This window comes from Algoriphagus sp. UBA3586 (assembly GCF_002376385.1).
Taxonomy (GTDB): domain Bacteria; phylum Bacteroidota; class Bacteroidia; order Cytophagales; family Cyclobacteriaceae; genus Algoriphagus; species Algoriphagus ornithinivorans.
In genome coordinates, this window is sequence record NZ_DFMT01000030.1 from 19680 (window position 1) to 45351 (window position 25672).

At 38.7% G+C, this 25672-nt stretch carries 23 protein-coding genes; 13 read left to right on the plus strand and 10 right to left on the minus strand.

The window, feature by feature from the left end:
* Positions 1–2 precede the first annotated feature (2 nt).
* The 7 genes from B2906_RS10055 to B2906_RS10085 form a co-directional block, all read right to left on the minus strand.
* Positions 3–461: a (2Fe-2S)-binding protein gene (locus B2906_RS10055; RefSeq protein WP_219958502.1), complete on the minus strand. Its 459-nt coding sequence runs from the start codon at positions 459–461 to the stop codon at positions 3–5.
* Between the two features lie 212 nt (positions 462–673).
* A complete protein-coding gene (locus B2906_RS10060) occupies positions 674–1081 on the minus strand; it encodes a response regulator (protein WP_144603524.1) in 408 nt (135 codons plus the stop codon).
* The gene (locus B2906_RS10065; protein ID WP_286939118.1) at positions 1081–3624 is read right to left on the minus strand and encodes a ligand-binding sensor domain-containing protein; all 2544 of its coding nucleotides are present in this window, start codon (positions 3622–3624) and stop codon (positions 1081–1083) included. Before B2906_RS10065 ends, B2906_RS10060 begins: the two co-directional genes overlap by 1 nt.
* Positions 3625–4025: 401 nt before the next feature.
* Complete coding sequence (locus B2906_RS10070) at positions 4026–6266, minus strand: xanthine dehydrogenase family protein molybdopterin-binding subunit (protein ID WP_286939132.1); 2241 nt, start codon at positions 6264–6266, stop codon at positions 4026–4028.
* A 260-nt stretch (positions 6267–6526) separates the two neighbouring features.
* Positions 6527–7069, minus strand: coding sequence for a fasciclin domain-containing protein (locus B2906_RS10075; protein WP_091655325.1), 543 nt, complete (start codon positions 7067–7069; stop codon positions 6527–6529).
* 161 nt (positions 7070–7230) lie between these two features.
* Positions 7231–8118: a hypothetical protein gene (locus B2906_RS10080; RefSeq protein WP_286939144.1), complete on the minus strand. Its 888-nt coding sequence runs from the start codon at positions 8116–8118 to the stop codon at positions 7231–7233.
* 286 nt (positions 8119–8404) lie between these two features.
* Entirely contained in the window at positions 8405–8866 is a 462-nt protein-coding gene (locus tag B2906_RS10085; protein WP_219958506.1) for a nuclear transport factor 2 family protein, read from the minus strand.
* Positions 8867–9362: 496 nt separating this feature from the next.
* Here B2906_RS10085 and B2906_RS10090 point away from each other — a divergent pair, with 496 nt between their 5' ends.
* The 13 genes from B2906_RS10090 to B2906_RS10150 all read left to right on the plus strand — a co-directional run bounded on the left by B2906_RS10090 (position 9363) and on the right by B2906_RS10150 (position 21671).
* Entirely contained in the window at positions 9363–9764 is a 402-nt protein-coding gene (locus B2906_RS10090; protein WP_286939151.1) for a hypothetical protein, read from the plus strand.
* Positions 9765–9815: 51 nt separating this feature from the next.
* Positions 9816–10139, plus strand: coding sequence for a hypothetical protein (locus B2906_RS10095; RefSeq protein WP_286939153.1), 324 nt, complete (start codon positions 9816–9818; stop codon positions 10137–10139).
* Positions 10140–10143: 4 nt separating this feature from the next.
* Positions 10144–11046 (plus strand): helix-turn-helix domain-containing protein, encoded by a 903-nt coding sequence (locus tag B2906_RS10100; protein ID WP_286939164.1) that lies wholly within the window; start codon positions 10144–10146, stop codon positions 11044–11046.
* A gap of 134 nt (positions 11047–11180) precedes the next feature.
* Positions 11181–12161 (plus strand): GTP 3',8-cyclase MoaA, encoded by a 981-nt coding sequence (moaA, locus tag B2906_RS10105; protein ID WP_286939172.1) that lies wholly within the window; start codon positions 11181–11183, stop codon positions 12159–12161.
* Between the two features lies 1 nt (position 12162).
* Entirely contained in the window at positions 12163–13338 is a 1176-nt protein-coding gene (locus B2906_RS10110; protein WP_286939187.1) for a molybdopterin molybdotransferase MoeA, read from the plus strand.
* Positions 13338–14075, plus strand: a complete 738-nt coding sequence (locus B2906_RS10115; RefSeq protein ID WP_286939196.1) for a sulfite exporter TauE/SafE family protein — start codon at positions 13338–13340, stop codon at positions 14073–14075. Before B2906_RS10110 ends, B2906_RS10115 begins: the two co-directional genes overlap by 1 nt.
* A gap of 20 nt (positions 14076–14095) precedes the next feature.
* A complete protein-coding gene (locus tag B2906_RS10120) occupies positions 14096–14335 on the plus strand; it encodes a MoaD/ThiS family protein (RefSeq protein ID WP_144603544.1) in 240 nt (79 codons plus the stop codon).
* Positions 14335–15402: a HesA/MoeB/ThiF family protein gene (locus B2906_RS10125; RefSeq protein WP_286939204.1), complete on the plus strand. Its 1068-nt coding sequence runs from the start codon at positions 14335–14337 to the stop codon at positions 15400–15402. The genes B2906_RS10120 and B2906_RS10125 overlap by 1 nt, the downstream gene beginning before the upstream one ends.
* A gap of 4 nt (positions 15403–15406) precedes the next feature.
* Positions 15407–15853: a molybdenum cofactor biosynthesis protein MoaE gene (locus B2906_RS10130; RefSeq protein ID WP_286939207.1), complete on the plus strand. Its 447-nt coding sequence runs from the start codon at positions 15407–15409 to the stop codon at positions 15851–15853.
* 19 nt (positions 15854–15872) lie between these two features.
* On the plus strand, positions 15873–17141 hold the full coding sequence (locus B2906_RS10135; protein WP_286939216.1) for a pyridoxal phosphate-dependent decarboxylase family protein: 1269 nt from the start codon (positions 15873–15875) through the stop codon (positions 17139–17141).
* Positions 17134–18042 (plus strand): bifunctional molybdenum cofactor biosynthesis protein MoaC/MoaB, encoded by a 909-nt coding sequence (gene moaCB, locus B2906_RS10140; protein ID WP_286939220.1) that lies wholly within the window; start codon positions 17134–17136, stop codon positions 18040–18042. The genes B2906_RS10135 and moaCB overlap by 8 nt, the downstream gene beginning before the upstream one ends.
* Positions 18043–18224: 182 nt before the next feature.
* Complete coding sequence (locus tag B2906_RS10145; RefSeq protein ID WP_286939223.1) at positions 18225–19706, plus strand: MFS transporter; 1482 nt, start codon at positions 18225–18227, stop codon at positions 19704–19706.
* 24 nt (positions 19707–19730) lie between these two features.
* Complete coding sequence (locus tag B2906_RS10150) at positions 19731–21671, plus strand: alpha-amylase family glycosyl hydrolase (protein WP_219958516.1); 1941 nt, start codon at positions 19731–19733, stop codon at positions 21669–21671.
* Between the two features lie 7 nt (positions 21672–21678).
* Here the strand turns inward: B2906_RS10150 and B2906_RS10155 are convergent, their stop codons facing one another.
* The 3 genes from B2906_RS10155 to B2906_RS10165 all read right to left on the minus strand — a co-directional run bounded on the left by B2906_RS10155 (position 21679) and on the right by B2906_RS10165 (position 25671).
* Positions 21679–22698: a LacI family DNA-binding transcriptional regulator gene (locus B2906_RS10155; protein ID WP_219958517.1), complete on the minus strand. Its 1020-nt coding sequence runs from the start codon at positions 22696–22698 to the stop codon at positions 21679–21681.
* A 66-nt stretch (positions 22699–22764) separates the two neighbouring features.
* Positions 22765–24327, minus strand: a complete 1563-nt coding sequence (locus tag B2906_RS10160; RefSeq protein ID WP_219958518.1) for a purple acid phosphatase family protein — start codon at positions 24325–24327, stop codon at positions 22765–22767.
* A 102-nt stretch (positions 24328–24429) separates the two neighbouring features.
* Positions 24430–25671 (minus strand): peptidase U34, encoded by a 1242-nt coding sequence (locus tag B2906_RS10165; RefSeq protein ID WP_286939234.1) that lies wholly within the window; start codon positions 25669–25671, stop codon positions 24430–24432.
* Position 25672 lies beyond the last annotated feature (1 nt).

The window sequence follows — 25672 nt, forward strand, 5'->3', positions numbered from 1 at the left end:
TTTTAAAGTTTTTGGGAAGCTGTTTTTACAGCTGCCTTGATTCGCAGGTAAGTTCCACAACGGCAAATATTCCCATTCATGGCATTTTCAATTTCCTCATCACTCGGACTAGGGTTTTGCTGTAAGAGAGCTGCAGCAGTCATTATTTGACCTGCTTGGCAATAGCCGCATTGAGGTACGTCATGTTCCATCCAGGCTTGCTGAACCGGGTGATCTCCGTTTTCGGAAAGTCCTTCGATAGTCGTAATTTTAGAGCCTTCCACTGCTGACACAGGAAGTTGACAAGATCTTACTGCATTTCCGTCTAAATGAATAGTGCAGGCTCCACATTGAGCGATACCACACCCGAACTTAGTACCCACCATATCCAGATGATCTCTTAAAACCCAAAGCATTGGAGTGTTTGGGTCTACGTCTACCTGAAGTCTTTTGCCGTTGATATCGAGATTATATTGAGCCATATCTGTTAAATTTTAAAATACAATTTAGCTTTTTCAATTCAAGTATCCTTACAAAAATCAAATAGAAGTTTATGGTAATCAAGTGATTGTTTGGAAAGAGGCTGTCTATTCCTTGAAAAAAAGTGTGTATTCCTGAAAAATAATTAATTAAAAGATTGAAAGTCTTTGATGCAATTTAGGATGCAAGAAAGGCATTGTAAGATTAAAGTATTTTACAATTCGAACCAGATAGGGATTTGTTTGGCAACAAAAGCAATTTGATTTTCATTGAGTGGTTTTTCCCAAAAATCCATAACAAAAGGACTTTTTTGGGCTTTTTCTTTATCGGATCGATCTAAAGAGGAGGTGACCATCACCACTTTGACTTTCACATGGCGAAGTTTCTTTTCTAGATGATTGAGTAATTCCCATCCGCTCATTCTAGGCATATTTATATCCAAAAAGATTAAAATGCCTTTATCAGGTATGTCATTTTCCAGAATGTGATTTAATGCTTCTTCAGGATCAAAAAAAGTAATTGGGTTTGGATGTAATCCCTCTCCCTTTATGATAATTTTATGTAAGAAAAGTATTCCCGGATCATCATCTATTACCAACACATTTGGAAGAAAGGTATTCATTACTTTGTGAGATTTTCAGATTTTGTATGAGTGTCCTTAATAATCTCATCTACTTGTTTCAATGATTCCAGAAGTTCTTTTTCTAATTCTTCTTTGCTTTTTTCTATCCCCTCATACTTGGAATAATTGATCAATAGGTGATTGATCCCCATCGCCCTAGTCAGCGGAGCCCTTAGCAGATGTGAATGATTCCAAGTAAGCTGTTTCATAATTATATTTTGGTTTTCTATTTCTTCTAGGGCCTCCGTTAATTTTTCATTTGCTTGGCTAAGATCAGAAGTTCTCTGAATGACTTTCTCTTCCAAATCTTTCTTTAATTTCTTATTGAAATAAGATTGTAGAATAAAATAAAGAAGAAGAATTGCGACAATTCCAATTATTATTTTAAAGGTTAAAGTTTCGAAAAACAAAGCCGAAACCTTAATGGGAAGAGAATAAACTTGATCTTCTTCACCGTATCTGAGGACTTTAATTTCTAAAGTATAGTCCCCTGGTTTTAGTCCATTAAAATATAACTGCCTATGATCCTTAATAGGTAGCCAATTGTCATTTTCATCGTCTATTCTATAAAATAAGGAATATTGGGCAGGATTCTCAAAATCAATGAGATTAAAAGAAACCTGAAACATCCTAACTCCTTCAGGAATTAGGATTTGGCTATGAATGTCAGATTTTTGCTCTCCTATTCTGAGTTCATCCCAAAAAAAACTAATTGAATCATTAGGACTGTTTGAAATGGTATTTGGGTTGATTATCCCAACTCCCTCAACTGTTGGGATCCAGATTTTTCCTTTAAAATCTTGTATGGCAGCAGGAAAAATCAAACCATTAGTTTCAGAGTTAGGCAAGCCCAATCTTTTATCGTATAAAGTTGAACTTATCAATACATTTTCATTCTCACTTTCTTTGAACTTTTTTATTTCAGAGTAAGAAAAATATTGAACCCCAAAGTTATTACTGATCCAAATTCCACGCTGTCCATCGTCCGTAATGCTGTATACAGTTTTAGACTTCAAACCATTGATCTTTCCTAAAATTTTGATTTGATCCTCTTTCAGTAATACAAGCCCTCCGTGTGTACCGAACCAAAGGTCATTTTCAGCATCCTCATACATGCTGTAAATCACATCTTCACCAGGAGCCAAAGGAAGTCTTTTATTTTCAACGAAGACGGTATCTTCTAATCGAAGAATACCTTCATTCATAGAACCGATTAATAATTGACCATTTTTGAGTTCTAAAGCACTTACAAATCTAGTTGCATCAAATTTCTCCGGTAATAGTACCTTTTGAAGCTTACCATTTTCTTCCAAGTAATGAATACCTCCTTTTCTTGTCAGGATCCATAAACGATTTTGGGAATCTCTAAATAGCGCGTGGACGTAATTGCTGCTAAGCCCATCCTCCTCGGTTATTTGACCTATGATTTTTCCTCTCTTCAGGTCCAACAGGGAGATTCCAGAAGAAGAACCATAGTAAAGGATACCATTTCTGGATGCAAGGCTGGTATTATTGTCTTGAATCAAGCCGTCTTTTTGACTCCAGATTTTAACTTTATTTCTATCAATTTGATGGAGTCCATTTGCCTTTGTTCCAATCCAAACACTACTGTCCTCACTTTGATAGATGGCCTTGATATTTTTGTTTTTTAATTCATTATAGTCTGGCTGGTTTACCTTTGCCGGTTTAATCAATAGCAGTCCTTTGCCCAAAGTGCCTAGAAAAAGCTTGTTTTCTTCCTTAATAATTTTTCTAACTGTGTAGTTTCTAAGCTCTGGATACGTGAATCTGCTTACTTGCCCCTGTTCGATAACCAGTAATCCCTGCTCTAAAGATCCTGCCCAAATTCTATTATCTGAGTCAACTATCAGGCTGCTAAGGTTTATGTCTTTAATTTGGCTAATTGGAATTATGTTTTCCATTTCATAGCCTTTGTTCATTCGAAAAATACCTTGGTCAGGCGAAAAGATGTAGATTTCTTTGGGAGTACCAAAAATTTTAAAGGCTTCAAAGCTGTCTGCTGAAATCAATTTTTTTGTATTAGATTTCATGTTTAGCTCGTATAGCCCCCTAGTAGTTCCGACAAGGAGTTTGTATGAATCAATTTGGAAAAAACTATATATTTCTAATGGAAATTCAGATTTCCAAATTTCAAGTTCAGTGAAAGATCCGTTTTCCCATTGGTGAATTTCTCCAGCATCCGTTCCGATTAATAATTTTCCATTCTCAATTTCTGTGACAGCTCTTATCCAAGTATCATTGGTAATGCTTGAACAGTCAATAATCTTTCTAATGTTTTTTTCAAGCAAGGCTATGCTTCTATCAGCAGTTGCCCAAATTCCAGCCTTAGATTTATAAAAAGTATAATAGGTTTGTTCCTGCATTTGGGGATAGTTTGCTTGGTCAAAAACCTTTGCAGAATATCCATCAAGTCTGGTAAGTCCTTCTTCTGTTGCCACCCAAAAATAGCCATGGTTATCTCTTTCCATGGCAAAGACTGCGTTTTGAGGAAGGCCATTGGAGTTATCCCAGCTTTCTATCATGTAATTGGAGTTTCTGGGGAAAATTGGAGCTTGTGCAAAAAGCCCCTGAGCTCCTGTCAGGAAACACCCAAGGTAAATAATTACAAATATTGATGATCTGGACAACAAAGGATTTATCAATTAAGTGGCTGGTTTACTTGGATAGGCTTAATAAATACCTTTAAAGTATTTCGTAATAAGTGGACAATAACTTATATCAATTGGAAAAATAAAGGTTTTTAAGATAAAATGGGGGTAAATCAATACTTTTTTAGTAGAAAAAAATATAGAGCTTCAAAATTGGAATTGAAGTTTTATGGGACTTAAACCAATTAACTCCTAATTGTCTGTTGTTTCTGGATTTCATTCATTATTAGATTCTCTTGAGAAAAATTCAAAATCAAGTTGTAAAATTTTGAATTTCAGATTTCAAGCTGTTTGAAAAATGGTTGTTCGTAGAATCTTTGTCCAGTACCTTGGTAAAGAGAGTTTGCTAAGGCTGCAAATACAGGAGGATATGCAGGTTCTCCTAAGCCTGTTGGATCGATTTGGTTATCCACAAAATATGTTTCAATAATTTTAGGAGCTTCTTTCATTCGGATCATTCTATATTGATCAAAATTACTTTTGCTCGGTTTGCCCTCTTCAAAGGTCAACTCACCAAAAAGCGCAGTGCCTATTCCATCCACCACAGCACCTTCGCAGAGATTTTTGGCAGCGTCCGGATTGACCACGATTCCGCAGTCCACTGCTGAGACTACCTTTTCTATAAGAGGCTGACCATTTTCCATTTTTAATTCCAATACTTGTGCAGCATAAGAATTATGGCAGAAATAAGCTGAAAAACCTTTAGCTATTCCTTCTTTATTCGTTGCCCAGTCTGATTTCTCCCTTGCCAGTTTGATGACTTCTGCATATCGTGCAGGATCATAATCATTGTTTTTTCCCACTGGATTTTTTTTAGCCTTTTCTAGCAGCTCTAATCTAAACTCAATAGGATCTTTGCCCGCTACTTCTGCTACTTCATCCAAAAAGGATTGTTCTGCGGCTGCCATGAAATTTGATCTCGGTGCACGGAAAGATCCCGTGGTGATATTGGAAGGAACTTCCCAACCCTCTGCAAGATAATTTTCAACCGCACCAGCAGGAAATCTATCTGGGTAAATGGGATTTTCGGGTAATCCTCCTGCATTGATATGAATGCCTATCAACTGATTGTTTTCGTCCAAGGCAGCCCGATAAGTTGCCTGGTATCGGGACCTATATATTCCCGAAGTCATATCATCCTCTCTCGTATAAATCAATTTGATAGGAGTATTGAGTTTTTGAGAAATAACAGCTGCTTCAATCAACCAATGAGCATAGGACCTCCTTCCATATCCTCCTCCCAACCTGGTCATTTCTATATGGATGTTTTCAACAGGGATGCCTAATCTTACCGAAAGAGCCTGTTCTGTTAACTCAGGTTTTTGGAGAGGACCTGCACATTCTACTTTATCTCCTTGTACATGGGCAAAAAAGTTCATTGGTTCCATACAATTATGGGCCAGAAAAGGTCCAGTGTAGGTTTTCTCGATGACTTTAGAGGCTTTTTTGAAAGCCTCTTCAGGGTTTCCATCTCTTCTTAATTCTTGTGGTTTAAGTGAAGCAACTCGCATTTTTTCTGCCTGAGATTCTGTGTTCTCCTGACCAGCCGGAACTATCCTGTTTTCTTCGGAACCAAATCGATCTCTTTTTTCTACATAAGCGGAGATAGGTTCATACTCAGCCTGGATGGCTTTTTTTGCATTTAAGACCTCCCAAGTGCTAGTTCCCACAACTGCAATTAAATCAGTAAAGGTAACTGTGTCGAAGAATGTTCTAACATAGTCATCTCTCAAGGATTTGATTTCGAAAACCCCTCTGATACCGGGCATTTTGCTTGCTTCTGTAGCATCAAATGATTTTAGCTTCATTCCAAATGAAGGTGGATGAATAATCATCGCTATTAAAGAGCCTTCCTTGTTATAATCAATCCCAAAAAGTGGTTTCCCAGTAATGATTTTTTGGATATCTACATTTTTTTGAGATGAGCCAATAATTTTGAACTGATCTACTTTTTTCAATTCTACATTTCCCGGAATCGGAAGAGTAGTTGCTAATGAAGCCATCTCTCCAAAGTGAGCTCGTTTTCCGGATTGAATATGAATCAGAAATCCTGAGTCAGTGCTGATTTCCGAAGCAGGAACTTTCCACTCATCGGCTGCTGCATTGATTAAAAGTTGTCTGGCTGTCGCGCCTGCTGTTCTTAAGGCATTCCAGCCAATTCTGATCGCCTGACTTCCTCCAATAAATTGCCGGGTGAAATTCTCAGTGTCCAGGGGCGCTTGCTCTACTCTTACATTTTTCCAGACTGCGTCCAATTCCTCAGCAACTATCATGGGCATGGAAGTTTTCACATTCTGACCACCTTCTGGATTGGGTGACATGATGGTGATCAGCCCATTTTCACCGATTTTGATATAGCCGTTAAGCCTGAACCATTCTTTAGGCATATCCAAAATTTCGGAAGAATTAGGTTTGCAGCCTGCCAGCCAATTAAAGCTAAGAATCATACCTCCTCCAGCAAGGGCGGAAACTTTCAGAAATGATCTTCTATTCAATTTATTGTCTGGATAATTCATTGGAAATTTTGGGCTAAAGAAAGTGAAACCGCAAATCAAAGTTTTACCATTTCTAGTGCATACTCAAAGGATTGGATTTGCAGCTAATAAGCTAGAAGTTAATGTTTTCCCGCTTTTGAAGGAATCATATTTACGTCAATGTGAAAATAAAACACTTGGCTGGAAAATACTTACGCAATTCAAACAGGATTATTAAAAATAGAAAACAAAAAAAAGGCTAGCTCCACGAGAACTAGCCTTAAGTTTAATAACCATCAACCTTATTTCGGTAATAATACTTTATCAATTACATGGACTACGCCGTTTGTTCCGGCTAAATCAGCAGCAACTACAGTTGCATCGCCAATCATAACTTTTCCATCCTTAATAGATACAGTTGCAGTTTGACCATTCAAAGTCGTAACAACTTGTCCATCACTTAAATCACCTGACATTACGTTTCCAGATACTACGTGGAATGTTAGAATGCCAGTAAGCTTTTCTTTGTTTTCAGGCTTTAATAAGTCTTCAACTGTTCCTGCAGGAAGTGCTTCAAAAGCCGCATTAGTAGGAGCAAACACAGTAAATGGTCCATCTCCGCTTAGTGTTTCTACCAAGCCTGCAGCTTGAACTGCAGCTACTAGGGTAGTGTGGTCAGGAGAACCGATAGCTATATCAACTACCGTATTGGATTCCTCTACCGGAGCCTCTTCGACTACTTCCATTGTTTCTTCTGTAGACTCTTCCTTTGGTGCACTGCAAGCAGTCCATAAGCCCATTGCTAGAAAACTTCCTGCTAGAGCTAAAATTTTTGTGGTTTTCATTTTTGAGTGGTTTTTTGATTTAATATCTACAGAACTACTGTCAGGCTGTAAGGTTTAAAAATAATTTATGAGCAAAACAGATTGATTGATTTCAAATGTTTTTCTAAGGAAAAAACCTTCGTTCTGAGAGGGATAATCATTTTTTACTCAAGAGATCAGATTTATTTTTTTGAATATTTCTTAAGCTCTTTTTTATCCATTTCTAGTTGAATAATGTTTTCCGGATGTTTAGCTAGAATATCCTCTGCATCTTGGTCACTTGAAATATTTTTTTGTTCAGAAAAAATAACAACCGGAAAATTCACCCAAAGCATTCCGCTTTCGCTCATCTCCCAATGACTTTGAATCATTTTAACATGATGCAAGTTCTGATTCGGATCGATCGCTGATTCAGCTATTTCCTGTCCTGGAAATACTGTATCACCTATTTCAACTCTGGCTGAATTTTTTTGAAGCCCACTTAATCTGCTGAAACTCCCATCCTCGTGATAAATTTCTATGAAATTTTCTGATTCAAAATTTGAAGGCCCGGAAGCCAAAGGCTCTTGGTCCATTTTAATCTCTGAAACTATTCCCTTCCGTGGGGCACAAATAACTACTGCTTTTTCAAAAAGAAATAAGGTGCCTGTATATGTGTTTAAACCCGAATTCTGAGAAGGATGAGACTCAAACCTCAAAGGCCTTATGTTAAATTTAGTTCCTTCTTCAACCGGTGGAAGATATATTGTTTTGTAAAGTGGTCTCTGAAATATATCTCCTTTGAATAGTTTGGTATTATACCGAAAACCAGTTTTTTCATTAGAATAAATGGATTGAAGCTTCACTAAAGTGCTTTTTCCGGGGTTAGCAGTTTTGAAAAGAATGTCTCCCTCCAAAGATTCAAGATTTTCTAAAAGAATGAATTCTATTCTTATGGTGTAAGGGATTTTATCGCTGTTTAAACCCAGTAAAGTAAGGTCACGGTTTTGGTCTTGTTCTGCCACTATCTGAACTTGGGCCAAAACAAAATTGGAACATAAGGCTAACAATAAAGTAATCAGGTATTTCATCAGTGATTGGGATTTTACTAATCTGATTATCCGCAATCTTACCACTTACCATATATTCTTTGCTTGACTGCTTGGATACTTCGACTTCGCTCAGCACAGGCGATCGATAACCCAACCATGGCTGCCGCGAATCTTCCGGATTCTGATCCTTTGGGCTAATTTTAAGCCATGTTATTCTATATATTGGTAAGAAAGCGGATATTCATATTTGCTAATTACCGCAAATTAACTAAAGAATACTTGATAAGCCTTCTAATTTATTAATTTTTGTAAGTCACAATAGTCCTTACTTCTCAATTTGATGGGTGTCTCTTACACTGCTAAAGGTCAATGCAAGCATTTTCCAACCTGAATTATCTTTTTGATATACCTCAGTCACGGTAAATTCTGTTACTACATCATTCCCTCTAACTTCGGCTGTTAAAGTGATTCTATTCCAGACCAATGCTGTATTTCCGAACAGCTCCACTGCAGTATCATGTACTTTTGCATTTTTATACCAGATACTTCCTGATTCAATGATTTCCAATTCCCGTTCCGTAGTCCAGGTTCCGCTCATATGCACAAACTTGGCTTCAGGGTGAAAAAGGGGCTTTAATTGAGTAATGTCCTTTTCTGCCATCCATTTCCACTTGTTCATGGAGAGTTCATAAACTTCCTTTTCAGAGGCTTGGTCTGGCTGATTTTGAGCTAAAACAGAAAAATGAAGGCCAATAAATAAGACAAATGGAATGATATAGTTTTTCATATTAATAGTGTTTTTGTTAGGTATTTTTTAAAGTAAGAATCTTAGTAAGGTACAATTAGGAACTCAGCCTAAAAAGAATCGGTTTGATTTTTCAAATCTTTTAATTTCATGCAAGATTAGGTTTCATTTTTATAATTCATTGAAAACTTTTTGTCGCAAGGGTTAAGATTGTTTCCTTGTGTCCTGAGTTTATACAAATCCATCATTGGATATCAATTAGTGAAATAATTAATTCAAAATTAATTGATTTTAAGCAGCATAATTAATTGTTATCAATTAAATACTTACGCTTTTCAAACATATTTCAAGGGGTTTCTTCTCGGTAATTTTATTGATAAATTGATTTTTTCAATAAATTGATTTTTCTCTTATAGCTATTCAATGTTTGAATTTTGTAATCATCTATTTGATTTTCATTATAAATTAATTGATAAAATTTGGACATTTGTAAGACTAATTTCTCAATTGCCTATTTACCCTCACTTTGAAAAGTTCAATGAAATCAATTACAAAAATTCAGATTTTGATTCTGAGTTTGGTTTTACTCCAAGGTCCTTCCTTTTCTCAGGAAAATCCAGTTGAATCTCAATCACCGATTCGCCATTTTAGTGGAACTATCACAGCGACTAATAATGGCGTCTCAATAATTCCTGCATTTAACTTAGGAAAGGCTGCTGCCTTCTTCGACCTCAGTGTAGGAGGAGAGAGACTTTCTTTTGATCCTATGTTTCGATTCGGAATGAATGGAAAGCCTTGGTCATTTATTCTTTGGTGGAGATATAAAATCATCAAAGACAAGAAATTTTCCTTGACTGCCGGTGCGCATCCTGCATTTCTCTTTCAGGATAGGGAGGTAGTAGTGGATGGAGAAGTTCAAAGGATGTTTGTAGCCAATTGATTCCTTGCAGGGGAGATCAATCAAAGCTATAAATTCAGCAATAAGCTTAGCATGGGTATTTATTATCTTCATGGAACAGGCTTTAATCCAACAGGACCAAAAAACAGTGATTTTGTAGCTTTGAATACTGTGATTTCCAATATCAGATTAGGAGGAGACTTCTCCTTGCGAATTAACCCGCAACTCTTCTTTCTCAGTGTGGATGAAAATTCTGGAACTTATATCAATTCAAGTTTTACATTCAGCAAAGACGAGTTTCCAATTTCATTTCAAACCTTTTTTAATCAAAAAATTAAGTCACAGGTAGCTGGAGATGATTTGGTTTGGAACATGAGCTTGCTTTACACTTTTAAAAATACCTACGCAAAAAAATAACAAAATGGAAAAGTCAGAGACCTTAGAGGAATTTTATAAACGTAAATTCAATTGGATTCCGGAAAGCCTAAAAAAGGATTTCGGGCATTTTAATATTTTCAGACTTGAGCCTTTTTTCGAAGGTAAAGTAAAAAGTGTCCCATATAGAAAGCGGGATTTTTACAAAGTCATGCTTGTCAAAGGTGCTAGCACAGTTCATTACGCTGATAGAGTGTATGAGGTCAAAAAACAGGCACTGTCCTTTTCCAATCCAATGGTTCCTTATAAATGGGATCACATAGGAGCGCATACTACTGGGGTATATTGTATTTTCAATCCTCATTTCTTCATGAATTATGGCCAAATTCAGCAGTATGAGGTTTTCCACCCAAATGGAACTCATGTGTTTGAGTTAAGTGATGAGGAGGCTCAAGAAGTAGAGGCTATTTTTGAAACGATGCAAGATGAGTTTCATTCTGAATACAAGTACAAGTATGACCGTATTCGGAATTTGGTTTCCGAACTGATTCATTTCGGGATGAAATTGCAACCAGCAGACTTGCAAACTACCCTTCATGGGAATGCATCTTTAAGAATAGCTTCCATATTTCTGGAGCTTTTGGAAAGGCAGTTCCCAGTAGATGAAAGCCACTCCAGTATTCAAATGAGAACTCCCTCAGAATTTGCCAATCAACTCAACATCCATGTCAATCATCTCAATCGCGCAGTGAAAGAGATGACGGGAAAAACTACTTCTCAGCTGATTGCCGATAGATTGGTACAGGAATCCAAAATCCTTTTGAAACAAAGTAATTGGAACGTGTCTGAGATTGCCTTCGCTTTAGGATTCAACGAAGTAACTCACTTCAATAATTTCTTCAAAAAGCAGGTCAATTCAAGTCCAACTCAATTCAGAAAAGGCGCCTGAGTCAAGAATCTGGAGAAAATCAGCTTTTACCGAGCTAATTGAATTAAATTACGTTAGAAAAATAAAGTCTCCATTTGTAGAAAGAGGGTGGAGAAAGCATTTCAATCTTTCTAATATTAGATTAAAATCACGGCATGCTCAAAGACAATTTTGGACGTATTCACAATTACCTGAGAATTTCTCTGACGGACAATTGCAATTTCCGTTGCACTTATTGTATGCCTCAGGAGGAAATGGAGTGGATGCCACAATCCAGATTGATGAGTGCTGATGAAATTGTAGAGTTGGCTGAGGTTTTTGTAGAACTTGGCGTTACCAAAATCCGATTGACTGGTGGAGAGCCTCTGGTTAGAAAAGATGCTGGTGATATTATTCAAAGGCTGAGTAAGCTTCCGGTAGAATTGTCTTTGACAACGAATGGGATACTGGTTCCAAAATATATCGACCTTTTGAAGGAATCCGGAGTTAAGTCGATCAATGTGAGCTTGGACACCTTGAACCCCGAGAAATTTAAAAGGTTGACGCGTAGAGATCAGTTTCAGCAAGTGTGGGATAGTATCATGCTACTATTGGAGGAAGGTTTTCGGGTTAAAATCAATGCTGTGGCCATGCTGGGTCAGATTGAAGATGAGTTGGTGGATTTTATACAATTGACCAAAAAATATCCCCTTCACATTCGATTCATCGAGTTTATGCCATTTCAGGGAAATAGCTGGGACAGTAAAAAAGTCTTGACGGCAGGAGAGATGTTGAAAATTGCAGGATCTAAGTTGGACTTCAAAAAACTAACAGATAAACCACACAGCACAGCCAAAAAATATAAAGTGTCTGGTTATGCCGGAACCTTCGCTTTTATTACCACTATGAGTGAGCATTTTTGTGGTAGTTGCAACAGGTTAAGATTAACTGCCGATGGGAAGATAAAGAATTGCCTTTTTGGAAAGGATGAGCTGGATTTGCTGAGTAGATTGAGAAAAGGGGAAGGGGTAAGATCTTTGATTCATGAGTCTTTGGCAAAGAAACACGCAATTTTAGGAGGGCAGTTTTCTGCGGATTATCAACTTACCCAAGCTGATAAAATCGAAAATAGAAGTATGATTAAAATCGGAGGGTGAGATGATTTCAGTTCCTGAGGCAAAAAGAATTCTTCAAAATATCCCTTTGAATAAAAGGTCTCAATTAATTCCTCTCTCTGAGTCTGAAGGATTATTCCTGGGAGATGAGGTAAGGTCCTTGATGGACGTTCCTTCTTTTGACAATTCCGCTATGGATGGCTATGCCTTTATTTGGGAAGAGGGACTCAAAGAATTGGAAATAATAGGTGAATCAGCCGCTGGAGGAGATTATTCTCAACAAATAAAGAATGGCCAATGTATTCGGATCTTCACCGGTGCGCCTATGCCAGAAGGTGCAGATTCTGTGATCATGCAGGAAAAGGTGGAGAAGAATGGCGCTAAAATTAATTTTAACCCAGAAGATGTGATTCAGGGACAGCATGTTCGTTACCAAGGAAGTCAATGCAAAAAAGGAGACTTGGTGGCTCAGGCTGGAGCTAAAATAACCCCGGGTCTAATCAGTTTGATGGCTTCTGTGGGAGTAGGGGAAATTCCTGTTTTTCAGCCTCCGAAAGTAAGTATTTTGACCACAGGGAATGAAATAAAAAATCTTGGAGAAATCCTGACTAGGGGTCAAATTTATAATGCAAATGGCCCCGCGTTGGATATTTGGTTGAAAAGTCTGGGAATTAGAGAAATCCAGCACTGGCAGGTTCGTGATGAAAAAAAGGCAGTTCAAGATATCATATTTAAGGCCTTAGCGCAGTCTGATTTGGTTTTAATTACAGGGGGAATTTCTGTAGGAGATTACGATTTTGTGAAAGAGGCCTTGGAATTTCATCAAGTTGAACCACTATTTTACAAGGTGAAGCAAAGGCCTGGAAAGCCCCTTTATGCTGGAATGAAAAAGGAGAAATTGGTTTTTGCACTTCCAGGTAATCCTGCGTCTGTTTTATCTTGTTTTTTGAACTATGTCAAGCCGGTGATTGAGTCTTGGAAAGGGAATTCAAAGGCCTGGGATTCATTTGTGGAGTTACCAGTTTCGGATGACTTTGAGAAGCCTATTCCTTTAACTCAGTTTCTTAAGGCCAATGTAGAAGACGGAAAAATTCATATTCTGAGTGGGCAAGAGTCTTTCAATCTGATATCCTTTGGTACTGCTGATGGATTTGCTGAAATCCCCGAGGAAACCACATTTATCAAAGCTGGACAAACCATCAAATTTTATCCTTGGTAATGGAGACTTGGATGTACTATGCCCTGTTTTTCCTTATGCCATTTGCTGCATTTCTATATGCTTCAGTAGGCCATGGTGGAGCTAGTTCTTATTTGATGATTTTAGCACTGCTAGGTTTTGCTCCGGAGGAAATCCGTCCAACAGCATTGATTTTAAATATGATGGTTTCCATGGTTGCCTACCTGAATTACAGGAAAGCAGGTGTTTTTCCTATGCAACTGTTTTTATCCCTGATTTTATTTTCTATTCCAGCAGCTTATCTGGGAGGTACGATATTATTAAATGCGACAGTTTATAAAAAGGTATTGGGCTTTTTATTGATTTTCCCTGTATTAAAATTTGGGGGTGTTTTCCCAATTTCAAAGGATGAGCAGGTAGAAAGAAAATGGTGGATGCCTCCGGTTTTGGGAATTTTGATAGGCTTTGTTTCAGGAATGATTGGAATAGGGGGAGGTATAATTCTTACTCCAATAATTTTGATGTTGGGTTGGGCTGGAGTAAAGGAAACTGCTGCTTTAAGTGCGCTATTTATCTTTCTAAACTCAGTAGCAGGTTTTGTAGGAGCGGCGACGTATGAGATTACAGTTTCCCAGGAACTTTGGGTTCTGATACCTTTGACAGTTTTGGGAGGAGCTCTGGGAGCTTATTTGGGTGCCAAACGGTTCTCTGTTAAGGTATTGAAGTATATGTTGGCAGCGGTATTATTATTTGCCTCTGTGAAATTGATTCTTTCTTAATGCATTTCGTAAATTGAATTATGGCTGAGAAACTTATTATTAAAGCATTCGGGATGGTGGCAGAAGAAATTGGCCAATCAGAAATTTGGCTGGACTCTGTCTCTAATACTCAGGAGCTGTTAGCTATTCTTAAAGAAAGATACCCAGGGTTGGAAGGGATGAAATTCAGTTTGGCTGTTGACAAAGAGTTGGTATCTGAAAATCAAAAAATCGATGGAGCCAGGGAAGTTGCCCTTTTACCTCCATTCTCAGGAGGTTGATGATGGATAGGTTCGAGCGCCAAGTAATTCTTAGGGAAATAGGTACAGAGGGTCAGACCAAACTTCAAAATGCCTCGGTACTATTAATAGGGCTTGGAGGCCTTGGATGCCCAATCTTAAATTATTTATCAGCTGCAGGAGTTGGGAAAATCGGGTTGGTTGACGGGGATTTGGTATCGATTTCTAATTTAAACCGGCAAACCCTCTATGGTGAAAATCATGTAGGGGAATTGAAGACTGATGTGGCTAGCCGAATTATCAGCAAAAAGTATTCAGATATTAAGCTTGAAGTCTATCCTTTTTTTCTAAACCCAAAAAATGCCTTTGAAGTTATCTCTCAATACGATTTGGTAATAGACGGGACAGATAATTTCCCTACTCGATATCTAGTCAATGATGTTTGCTTCCTGCTCCATAAGCCTTTGGTATTTGGAGCGATTTTTAGGCATGAAGGTCAGGTCTCTGTATTCAACCTTGGCGAAAACGCCTGTAATTACCGGGATCTATTTCCCAATCCCCCTTCCTCAATGGAAGTTCCCAATTGCTCAGAAACTGGTGTTTTGGGGGTTCTTCCGGGTTTGATCGGAACTTTAATGGCTACGGAGAGCATCAAAGTCATCACAGGATACGCGGAAGCTCTCAGGAATCGGGTTTTATTTTTCGACAGCAAAACTTACCAACAATATTTTTTGGATTTAAAGCCAAATGCAGTGGCCAGAAACTTAATTCCAAAATCAAAAAAGGAATTGGAGCAATTGGATTATGAGTTTTTATGCTCAGGGATTCCAATTATCAGTTGGGAGGAAGGACTTAAATCATCCAAAGTCCAGTGGCTGGATGTCAGAGAAAGTCATGAAATGCCTAAATTGAATTTGAATAATCTGATAGAATTCCCTTTTAGTGAATTTTATGATTTAAATCAGGTTCACTTTAATTCTGATCAGGTTTTTGTTTATTGCCAAAGCGGAATCAGAAGCCAAAAAGCAGCCGTAAAGCTGAAAGATCATTTTCCGCACAAAGAGTTTATTTCAATTCGTGGAGGCGTGAATGCCTATCCTAAAAATTAAACCTATGGATAAAGTAAGAACCCCCAAAAATATATTTGTACAAGGAGCTATTTCTCCAGAAAAGATTGCCACTTCTATTGCAAATCATAGTACCAAAACTGAAATAGGAGGTCACTCCATTTTTTTGGGTCAAGTTAGAGCTGACCAAAAACAAAAAGGAGAGGTCGTCGCTATAGAATATACTGCTTATGAGGAGATGGCTTTGCAAAAAGCATTTGAAATCAGAGAGGCTGTTTTTGCTAAATACCCTCTGACTTGTATGCATATTTATCATAGCTTAGGTGAGGTGAAAGTAGGAGAGATATGTCTGTTTGTTTTTACATCTTCCAAACACAGAAAAGCCGCTATCGAAGCCTGCAGTGAGTTGGTTGAGCGCATTAAAGCTGAATTGCCGGTTTGGGGAAAAGAAATTCTGGATTCTGAAGAGCATGTTTGGAAAAAGAATAGTTAAATAAACCCAAGTCAGCCCTATGCATATTGACATGAAATTTTGGAAAAAGCTGAATTCGGAACAGCGCTTGGAACGGGTTCAGAAAGCTTTGAAACAAAATGTTGATTTCTCCAAGGATGCCAACCTGGGATATCCTACATCTAAATTGGACGAAAAGGTATTTGCCAATGAATCCCTTTTTTTGAGAGAAATGCCTGTGTTAAATACCTACATAGCCAACCCCAATCATATTGGCTGCCATACCTACGGAACTTCAGAGTTTGCTTTCAAGGGGACCCAAGAACTAGAGAGGGAAGTACTCAATATGATTGCGGTGGACTTGTTCAAAATCGATGAAGGTAGCTTTGATGGATACATTTCTCCTGGGGGTACTGAAGCAAATATTCAGGCCCTTTGGATTTATAGAAACGAATTCATTCAAAAGCATGGAGCTAAGATCGATGAGATTGCTATTTTAGCTTCTGAAGATACGCACTATTCCATTCCAAAAGCTGGTAATTTATTAATGCTTGATTGGGTTAAAGTACCTGTGCAAGCAGAGACAAGAGACATGTCGAAAGCAGATCTGGAAAGGGAAGTAAGAGATGCTATTTCCAAAGGAAAAAAATACTTTATAGCCATCGCAAACATGGGGACCACCATGTTTGGGTCCGTGGATGATCCGGTGCCGATAGCGGATGTTTTGAAGGAGTTTCAAGTGCCATTTAGATTGCATATTGACGGTGCTTATGGTGGTTTTGTATACCCCTTCTCAGAAGGTGAAAACCAAATTACTTTTCAAAATCCAGATATCTCTTCCCTAACTATAGATGCCCACAAGATGCTTCAAGCACCCTATGGAACTGGGATTTTTGTTTGTAGAAAAGGTTTAATTGAAAATGTATTAACCAAAGAGGCTCAATATGTTGAGGGTATGGACTTAACGCTTTGCGGGAGCCGTTCAGGGGCTAATGCAGTGGCTGTCTGGACTATTCTAACCACCTATGGCCCACACAAATGGTTTGAAAAAATCTCTGTCTTAAAGATGAGAACAAACTGGCTATGCAGGCATCTGAATGAGTTGGGGATTCCCTTTTTCAGAGAGCCTGAAATGAATATAGTTACACTCAGGGCAGAGGCTGTACCGGACTCAATTGCCCATAAATATAACCTCGTTCCTCAATCTCATTCTGAGGATAATGAGTGGTATAAAATTGTCTTAATGGACCACGTTGAAATCGAGCACTTAAAAGATTTCATCCAGGATATGAAGTCTTCTCAAAAACTACCGGAAACCAAACATGATTGATATTACCCACAAGAGTTCTACTCTGAGAAAAGCTGTAGCAGAAGCCACTGTAAAAGTGTCAAAACCCGAAACGATTCAGGCTGTAAAGGAAAGAAAAGTACCTAAGGGTGATGTGCTTGAAATGGCTAAAACCGCAGGGCTTTTTGCAGCAAAAAGAACAGCGGATATGATCCCGGATTGTCACCCCTTGCCCATAGAGTTTACTGGTGTATCTTATGAAATCGGAGATGAGGAGATCCGGATTTTGGTAGAGATTCATACAATTTACAAAACCGGTGTGGAGGTGGAGGCCATGCACACGGCCTCGGTAGTTGCGCTCACCATGTATGATATGCTTAAGCCATTGGACAAGGGAATCAGTATTGAAAAAATTCGATTGATTGAAAAGAAAGGTGGTAAGTCCGACTTAAATTCCAAGGACTTTTCTCATCTCAAAGGCGCTGTGATTGTTTGTTCGGATACTATCTCTCAAGGAAAAGGCGAGGATAAATCGGGTAAGATTATTCAGGATAAACTCAGCAGCTTTGGCGTACAAGTAGCGGCCTATGAAATCATTCCTGATGAAATAGAAAAAATCCAAGGTTTAGCAAAAAAATACGCTGACGAAGGAATAGACTTAATCATTTTCTCAGGAGGAACAGGTTTGTCTCCAAGGGATGTGACTCCGGATGCTTTGGAATCCCTATTGACTAGAAAAATACCTGGAATTGAAGAAACCATTAGGAATTACGGTCAGCAGCGAGTTCCAACAGCCTTTTTATCCCGCTCTTTAGCTGGAGTGATAGATCAAAGTTTGGTGTTGGCACTGCCGGGTTCATCTGCTGGCGCCAGAGAATCTTTGGATGCAGTTTTTCCAGCAGTTTTACATGTCTTTAAAGTGCTTTCCGGAGAAAGGCATTGAGTATTCCGAAAATCATCAAATTTTTAGGCTTGTCAAAATAATCAACCGTTTGCATAGATTTTCCCTGTATTTTCTTTTGAAAGGCTGATTTTCGGAAGGATAAAGTTTGTATGTTAGTTGACCTATTTTAAAATCCTGTGGGATTTTAGATGGTATTTAGCAATACATACCCAAAATAATCCATGGCAAAACCACGCCTGTCCTTTTCCCAGATCATTAATATGAATGTCGGATTTTTCGGCATTCAATATAGTTTTGGTTTGCAACAGAGTGCTGTCAATCCCATCTACGATATGTTGGGTGCAGCGCCAGATGAAATCCCCATATTGAACCTTGCAGGGCCGATGACGGGCTTATTGATCCAGCCGATCATTGGAGCATTGAGTGATAATACCTGGAGTCCAAGATTTGGTCGCAGAAAGCCCTTTATTTTCATAGGTGCCCTTTTCTGTAGTATTACCTTATTCCTGTACCCATTCAGTAGTTCCCTTTGGATGGCTGCTGGATTGCTATGGGTCTTGGATGCTGCCAACAATACTGCTATGGAACCTTATCGGGCTTTGATTGCAGATAAACTTCCTGATGAGCAATATTCTACAGGATTCTTGACCCAAAGCTTTTTTACCGGTCTGGGAATCACGCTTGCCAATATTTCCCTTTTTGTATTTCAAAAATATATCACTGGAACAGCAGGTTCTCTCCCTTATTGGGTATATGCTTCTTTCTTTTTAGGAACCATTTGCTCAATCACTACTGTGATGTGGAGTATTTCAAAAACACCAGAAATACCGCCGGATGAAGAGGAACTGAAAGCTCTGAAAAAGCGAACGGAAGGAATGCCTCACCCGGCTATTCAGTTTTTTCTTTCGATTCTAACCACTTTGGTAGCTTATCTGGTCTTTTTCCTATTGCTGATTCCTACAATTTTTGCCAAAGGATTGATTCGAAGAACCTTGGAAAAAACAAAAGAAAACTCGACGACAAGGGTGTTATTTGCCCAAAACATTGAAATCATCGAATCAATCATGGTCATGCCTTCTGTGATGTGGAAATTGGCACTTATTTACCTTTTCCAATGGTATGCCCTTTTTTGCTATTGGCAAAACGCCGCGAAAAGCATTGCTCAATCAGTTTGGAACACAACTCCGACAGGGGATAAGTTGCTGTATGAGGAAGCTGTGGGTTGGACAGGCTTGGTGAACGGATGGTATAATATAGTGACCTTCCTTTCAGCCTTCTTTTTGGCAAGTATGGCCCAAAAATATGGACCAAAAAAGGTGCATTTTATCTGTTTAATCATGGCAGGTATAGGGCTCTTGATTTTTCCCCAACTGGATAATAAATACGCCTTATTTATACCAATGACTGGTTTTGGGATCGCCTGGGCTAGTATGATGGGGGTTCCCTATTTGTTGGTGGTCAATGAAATTCCCAAAGAACGATATGGGGTTTACATGGGGATAATCAACATGATGATTGTGATTCCTATGATTTTACAGACGCTGACTTTCGGCTTTATCTCTAAAACCTTCTTGGGAAATGATCCAGGAATGGCCATAGTATTTGGTGGGGCTTTGCTGCTGATTGCGGCTTTAGCCACTTTAAATATCAAAGAAAATAAAAAAGTAATAACCAATTCCGGCGGTTTCTCCGCAGGGCATTAATGATTTTGACTTAATATGTCACAGATGAATTCCAGTAATGACCTTTCAATTTTGAAGGACTTTTCTATAGATGCTGTCAAAAAGGACAAGGATTTTGTTCGGCGTTTTGAAGAAGGAGTAGGCTCGTTAAAAAGCCTGTTTTTTGAGATTTATGGAAGAAATGAGTCTATTCAGGCTTTCTTTTCAGATCTTTTAAAAACTGTGGTCTCAGCTTATATAAATCGAGATCAAGATCTTAGAAAAAGGGATTTGGATAAATTGAAGCAAGGTCATTGGTTTTTGAGCAATGACTTGGCGGCCATGAGTTTGTACGTGGATAGGTTTTGTGGTTCCATTTCTAAAATGGAAAAAAAGTTAAGCTACTTCGATCAGCTGGGAGTTAATTTCCTCCATCTCATGCCTCTTTTTCAAAGCCCTCCTGGAGAAAGCGACGGGGGCTATGCAGTTTCTGATTTCAGGAAGGTGGATGAGCGATTTGGAACCCTGGAAGAACTTCTTTCACTTCGAAAAAAAATGCATAAAAACGGTATGCATCTGATGTTGGATATCGTATTGAATCATACTTCTCATAGGCATGAATGGGCAGAGAAGGCAAAAGCCGGGGATAAATTTTATCAGGATTACTTTTATATGTACGAGAATCGATGGATTCCCAATGAGTATGAGCTTGCCATGCCTGAGATTTTTCCGGAAAGCTCACCAGGCAATTTCACTTGGTCCGAGGACTGCCAAAAATGGGTGATGACCGTTTTCCATAATTACCAATGGGATTTAAATTATCGGAATCCACATGTATTAAGGGAAATGCTTGATACGATCTTTTTTTATGCCAATCTTGGTGTAGATCTATTGAGGATAGATGCCCCTGCTTTTATCTGGAAAGAAACTGGTACAACTTGTCAAAATTTGCCTCAAGCTCATGCTATTTTGAGATTGATCAAACAAGCAGTACAGATAGCAAGTCCCGGAATGGCCTTGCTTGGAGAAGCAATTGTGGCTCCGGCTAAAATCATGGAATATTTTGGGACAGGTGAAAATGCCGGCAAGGAGTGTGATTTTGCATATAATGCTACTCAAATGGCTTTGCAATGGGATATGCTGGCCACAGGAGAAACTCAGGTGATGTTGAACGCTCAATCCATTATTCAGCAAAAGCCTTTCGGAACAAGCTGGATAAGCTATACTCGATGTCACGATGATATAGGTTTGGGCTATGATGATTATATGATTGCCCAGGCTGGAAAAGATCCTTACCAACATAGAACATTTCTGAAAGATTATTTCTCAGGGAAATTTCCAGATAGTCCTGCGAGAGGAGCTTTATTTTCATCCAATCCAAAAACAGGGGATGCCAGGATTTCAGGTACACTTGCATCGCTTTGCGGATTGGAAAAGGCTATCTGGGAAAAAGATGATGCCCAAGTTGCCTCTGCCATCCAAAAGATTCTGATGATGCAGGCTCATTCTGTTTTCCTCGGTGGATTACCTATGTTATACTATGGAGACGAATTGGGCTATACTAATGATTATAGCTATGAAAAAGATCCTGCAAAAAGCTATGACAACCGTTGGATGCATAGACCAATTATTGATTGGGTAAAAGCTGAAAACAGAAATGAGGAGGGAAGTATTGAAAACAGGGTTTTTACAGGAACTCAGAAATTACTTCAAATCCGGAAAACACTTCCAGCCATAGGCGACTACAAGAATATCACATGGTTGTACCCGCATAATATTCATGTTGCTGCTTATTTGAGAAGCTTGGAGGATCAAAAAGTTTACTGTGTTTTCAATTTTAAGAATGAGGCCGCTTATCTGACTTGGTATGCCTTTAAGGAGCAGGGAGTAATCCCAAAGAAGTTTAAAGATCATTGGACAGGTCAGGAATTGGAAGTGGGGAGAGATGATGAATACCTGATATTGGAACCATTCGGATTTCGGATTTTGGAAGTAATTGAAAGCTAGTAAAGCCTCAAATTAGAGTTGACTCTCGAATAATTAAATCTGAGTCAATTTTGTAAGTCTCATTGGATCCAAGGCTTTGATCTTTCAGGAGCTGAACCAAAAGATTTACAGCTTTCATTCCCATTTGATGGCCGTGCTGTTCTACTGTACTTAGTCCTGGGGACATTACTTCTGCTATTTTCCAGTTAGAAAAGCCCATCACACCAATTTGTTTGGGCACTTGAATTCCTTGGGACTTGAGATAATTCATTACGCCTAATGCCACCAAGTCGGTGATACAAAAAAAGGCATCCGGTGGCTGAGGTAAGTTGAGTAGTTCTTGAGCAAACTGGTAGCCTTCTTCCTCGCTGATATTTTTGCAATGCGGAACCCATTCTTCTCTAAATTCCAAACCGGCATCTTCCAAGGCTTTTTTATATCCTTTTAAGCGATCCATCGAGTTCTTTACCTCAAGGAGTCCATTGATGTGTGCAATTCTTCGATATCCTTTCTTGATGAGATGGTTGACGGCTTCATAGGCACTTTCATAATCATCCGTAATTACCTTGGGTGTATGGAAGTTTTCCAGAAACTTATCAAACTGGATGACAGGTTTACCTTCATCTATGAATTCCTGCAAATGCTCAAAGTCTTTGGTTTCATTACTAACTGAAATTAACAAACCATCCACACTTCCTGAAAGCATACTCCTACAAGCTAATTTCTCGTTCGGTAGTTTTTCGTCGGTTTGGCCTAAAAGTATCCTGTACCCATGTTGATTGGCAGCTGCAATTGCTCCGCTGATAATAGATGAAAAGAATGGGTGTACGACTTCCGGTACGATCATTCCCAAAGTCATGGTTCTATTTCTTCGGAAATTGACTGCTATGCTATTTGGAACATAATTATGCTTTTCAGCATAATCCTTTACCAATTTAATCGTCTCTTCAGAAATCCCAGAATAGGAGTTTAGCGCTCTAGAGGCAGTAGAAACAGATATACCCAACTCACGGGCAATATCTTTCAAGGTAATTCTTCTCTTATCCATTCTTTTAAAGGATCATTCATCAAGATAAACTGAAAAAATGGATTTTTGTCCTGTTCCAACCTCTGATTAGTTTTCGCTGAGGACTTTTCCTTTGCTATCCAGCAATAGGATTTTCTGAATTTCCCCTTTTTGAATTCGAAGTTCAATTCTTGTTTGACCTTCTACTTCTTTGAAAATCACCCTCCTAATTTCATAGCCAGAATATTTTTTCAAGATTTTAGACTCAATTTCAGAAGGCAACTGATCCTCATAGGGAATAGTGTTTTCAAATCTATACTCAGGCCCCAAATCAGTTTTCAATTCCAAAAAGGTATTGCTTCCATCCTCATTTTTCGCCAATTCAAAAGCATCATAGAGTTCTCCTACAGCTGTATAGGATTCAAATTTCAGGCTATTATTCTCAATGCTAATTAGCTGAAACAACTGGGTGTTTTCAGCAGCCCGGTCTCTCACTGCCTCAGTTCCTTCCCATGCATTTGGGTTAAGGCCATACATTTTGCCTCCACTGACTGACACCACGTAAACTGTACCAGTTAGGTCTCTCAGGTTGGTTCCATTCAGTACATTCTCACCAAGACTTACTCTCCCTCGAGCATAGCTATGGTCATGTCCTTGCAATGCCAAGTCTACCTTAAATTCATCGAAAATAGGCTTCCAAATAGCTCTCAATGCCTCATTATCTCTTCCAGACGAAGCCGAAAAAAGTGGATGGTGGTAAGATACAATGGTCCATTTCTTTTTATTCTCTTTCAATATGTTTCGAAGCCATGCAGCCTGCTTTTCATGATCTCTGTTAGAGTCCAAGAAGATAAATTTGACATCAGGATAATCAATAAAATAGGCTGTTTCCTCCAAACCTTCAGGACCGTTTATAGGGAAAGTAAACTGAGGCTTCCACTGAATGGAAAGTGCTCTTCCGGCCTCCCGATTGGAGTTATTGAGATAATTGTATTCATGATTACCAGGAACAGAAAGGGAAGGGAGCATACTATGGATAAAACCTCCTGCAGTAAACCATTCATGCCATTCCTGTTCTCTATGAGCATAATTGATCAGATCTCCTGCATGGATTATAAAATCTGCATCAGGTGCCTTTCTATATCCTTCCCGAATCAACCTAGCCCATAATTCCAGGATATAATTTTGTGCATCTCCTACATACAAAAAAGAAAAGCGCTCCTTTGGATCAGCAGAGGCTGTTTTAAATTGAAACCATTCGGACCAATGTTCTCCATCTCCAACTCTATAGCCATAAAGTTGTCCTGGTTGAAGGTTCTTAAATTCCACAGAATGATAATTTGCCTCCACTTCTGCCATGGGAACTTCTTTGGCATTCAAGTTTTCGGTTTTGGCTGTGTAAGTTTGGGCATTTCTCCAAAACTTCGGAGCTGCCGTAGCAGGTGCAATTTCTGCGTAGGCAACCTCTATCTCTGTAGTCGTTCTCCAAGTTACGTTCATCTCTGAACTGGGATTTTGACCGGGATTTAAGATGATTCTGTCCGGATGAATACTGGGTTTGGACCAATCGTTAGCAAAAATTGGTTCTTTGTAAACCCTAATCTCCTGGGCTTTACAAGAAGATTCAAAAATTAGAATGCCTAAAAATAGAAATAGGATCCTGATATGCATAGGATTTTGGGTTTGGTTAAGGTCTTGAAAAATACCGGATTATCCCCAGAAGAAAAATCAAAAAAGGAATAAACATCTCTTTAATCCTAGAGGAGCTATTGTTTAAGTAGAAAGCTGGGATAGTTTATCGGCTATCCATGCTTGATATTCCATATAGCAGTCTTCTGAAAAGGAGTTGAGAATTGACTTATCAGACTTAGCAGCCGAAAGCTCCTGATCCTGTTGAATCCACCTGTTTTGAATAATATTCAACTCCTCTCTAATTTGGAAAAATAGGCTTTGCCGATCCTGATCGATTAAAGAATGGAGCTCCTTTGCTTTCCACCATAGGGACTTGTCTGGATTGGAGGTTGGAGCTACCAGAAAGCTTTTGGATGTGCCCAGATAAAATGGCACATAAATACTTAAACAGGGGTGTGGTGTGCCTGAAAGCCAAATGCTTGAAAAGCCTTCTTTTCTGAGCTCTGCAACCATACTTCCAGTAGTATCTGACGGATTTGTCAAGCCTGTTGCGTGCATACAAATCGACCCAGAATTGGCTTTCTTGGGGAGAAATTTGGTATCAGGTAAGTTATGGGTTCTTAAAATTTCAATGACTGAATGTACATCGATAGCTCCCTGATTTTCTTGTAGAAAATTACCGGTACAAGCTTTTCTTTTATCACCTTTTCCAAAATAGGTAAATAGGATGTCAGAAAATCTTGATTTAAACCCCGATTTTTGAGCAAACCAAGAGGAAAAGGTTTGGCTTTCATCAGCTATGAAAATCTGATCATAATCCTCCTCGATGGTCAATATATTGGAAATGCTGGCAGTTAACGCCACTTTTTTCCATGCCCAGGATTTTCCCGAAGTTTCCAGTATAAATGCATGATCCAGATCAGCAATTAGGAAGCTGTTGTGATAGTAAAAGTCTTTATTTTGATAGCCTCCACAGGCATTTTGGCCAAACTGCTGCAGAAGGGAAATAATGATTTCCCTAGCTTCTTCTGCGCTTTTACTTCTTTCTAATGCCAATCGCAACAAATCCATCCCTGTTAGTCCCGGATTAGATTTATCGAATTTGACATTGGTAAATACAGCTTCATTGCCAATGCACACATTGAACTCATTTACCCCCATCTCTGCACCCCACATTTGGAAGGGTTTGGAAAAGATGCATTCATAAGTTTCGCTTACTTGAGGAATCTCTAAATAAGTGCATTTAAGGATTTGAGAAGTAGGCTTTTTGGCTGGAACCCAGAGAATTTCCTGAGCCTCTTGTGGTTCCCTATCCGAGTTTTTTCCAAAAATCAGATTTCCAGATTGGGTTGCTTTTGCAAGGGCTACCAGTGTATCACACATA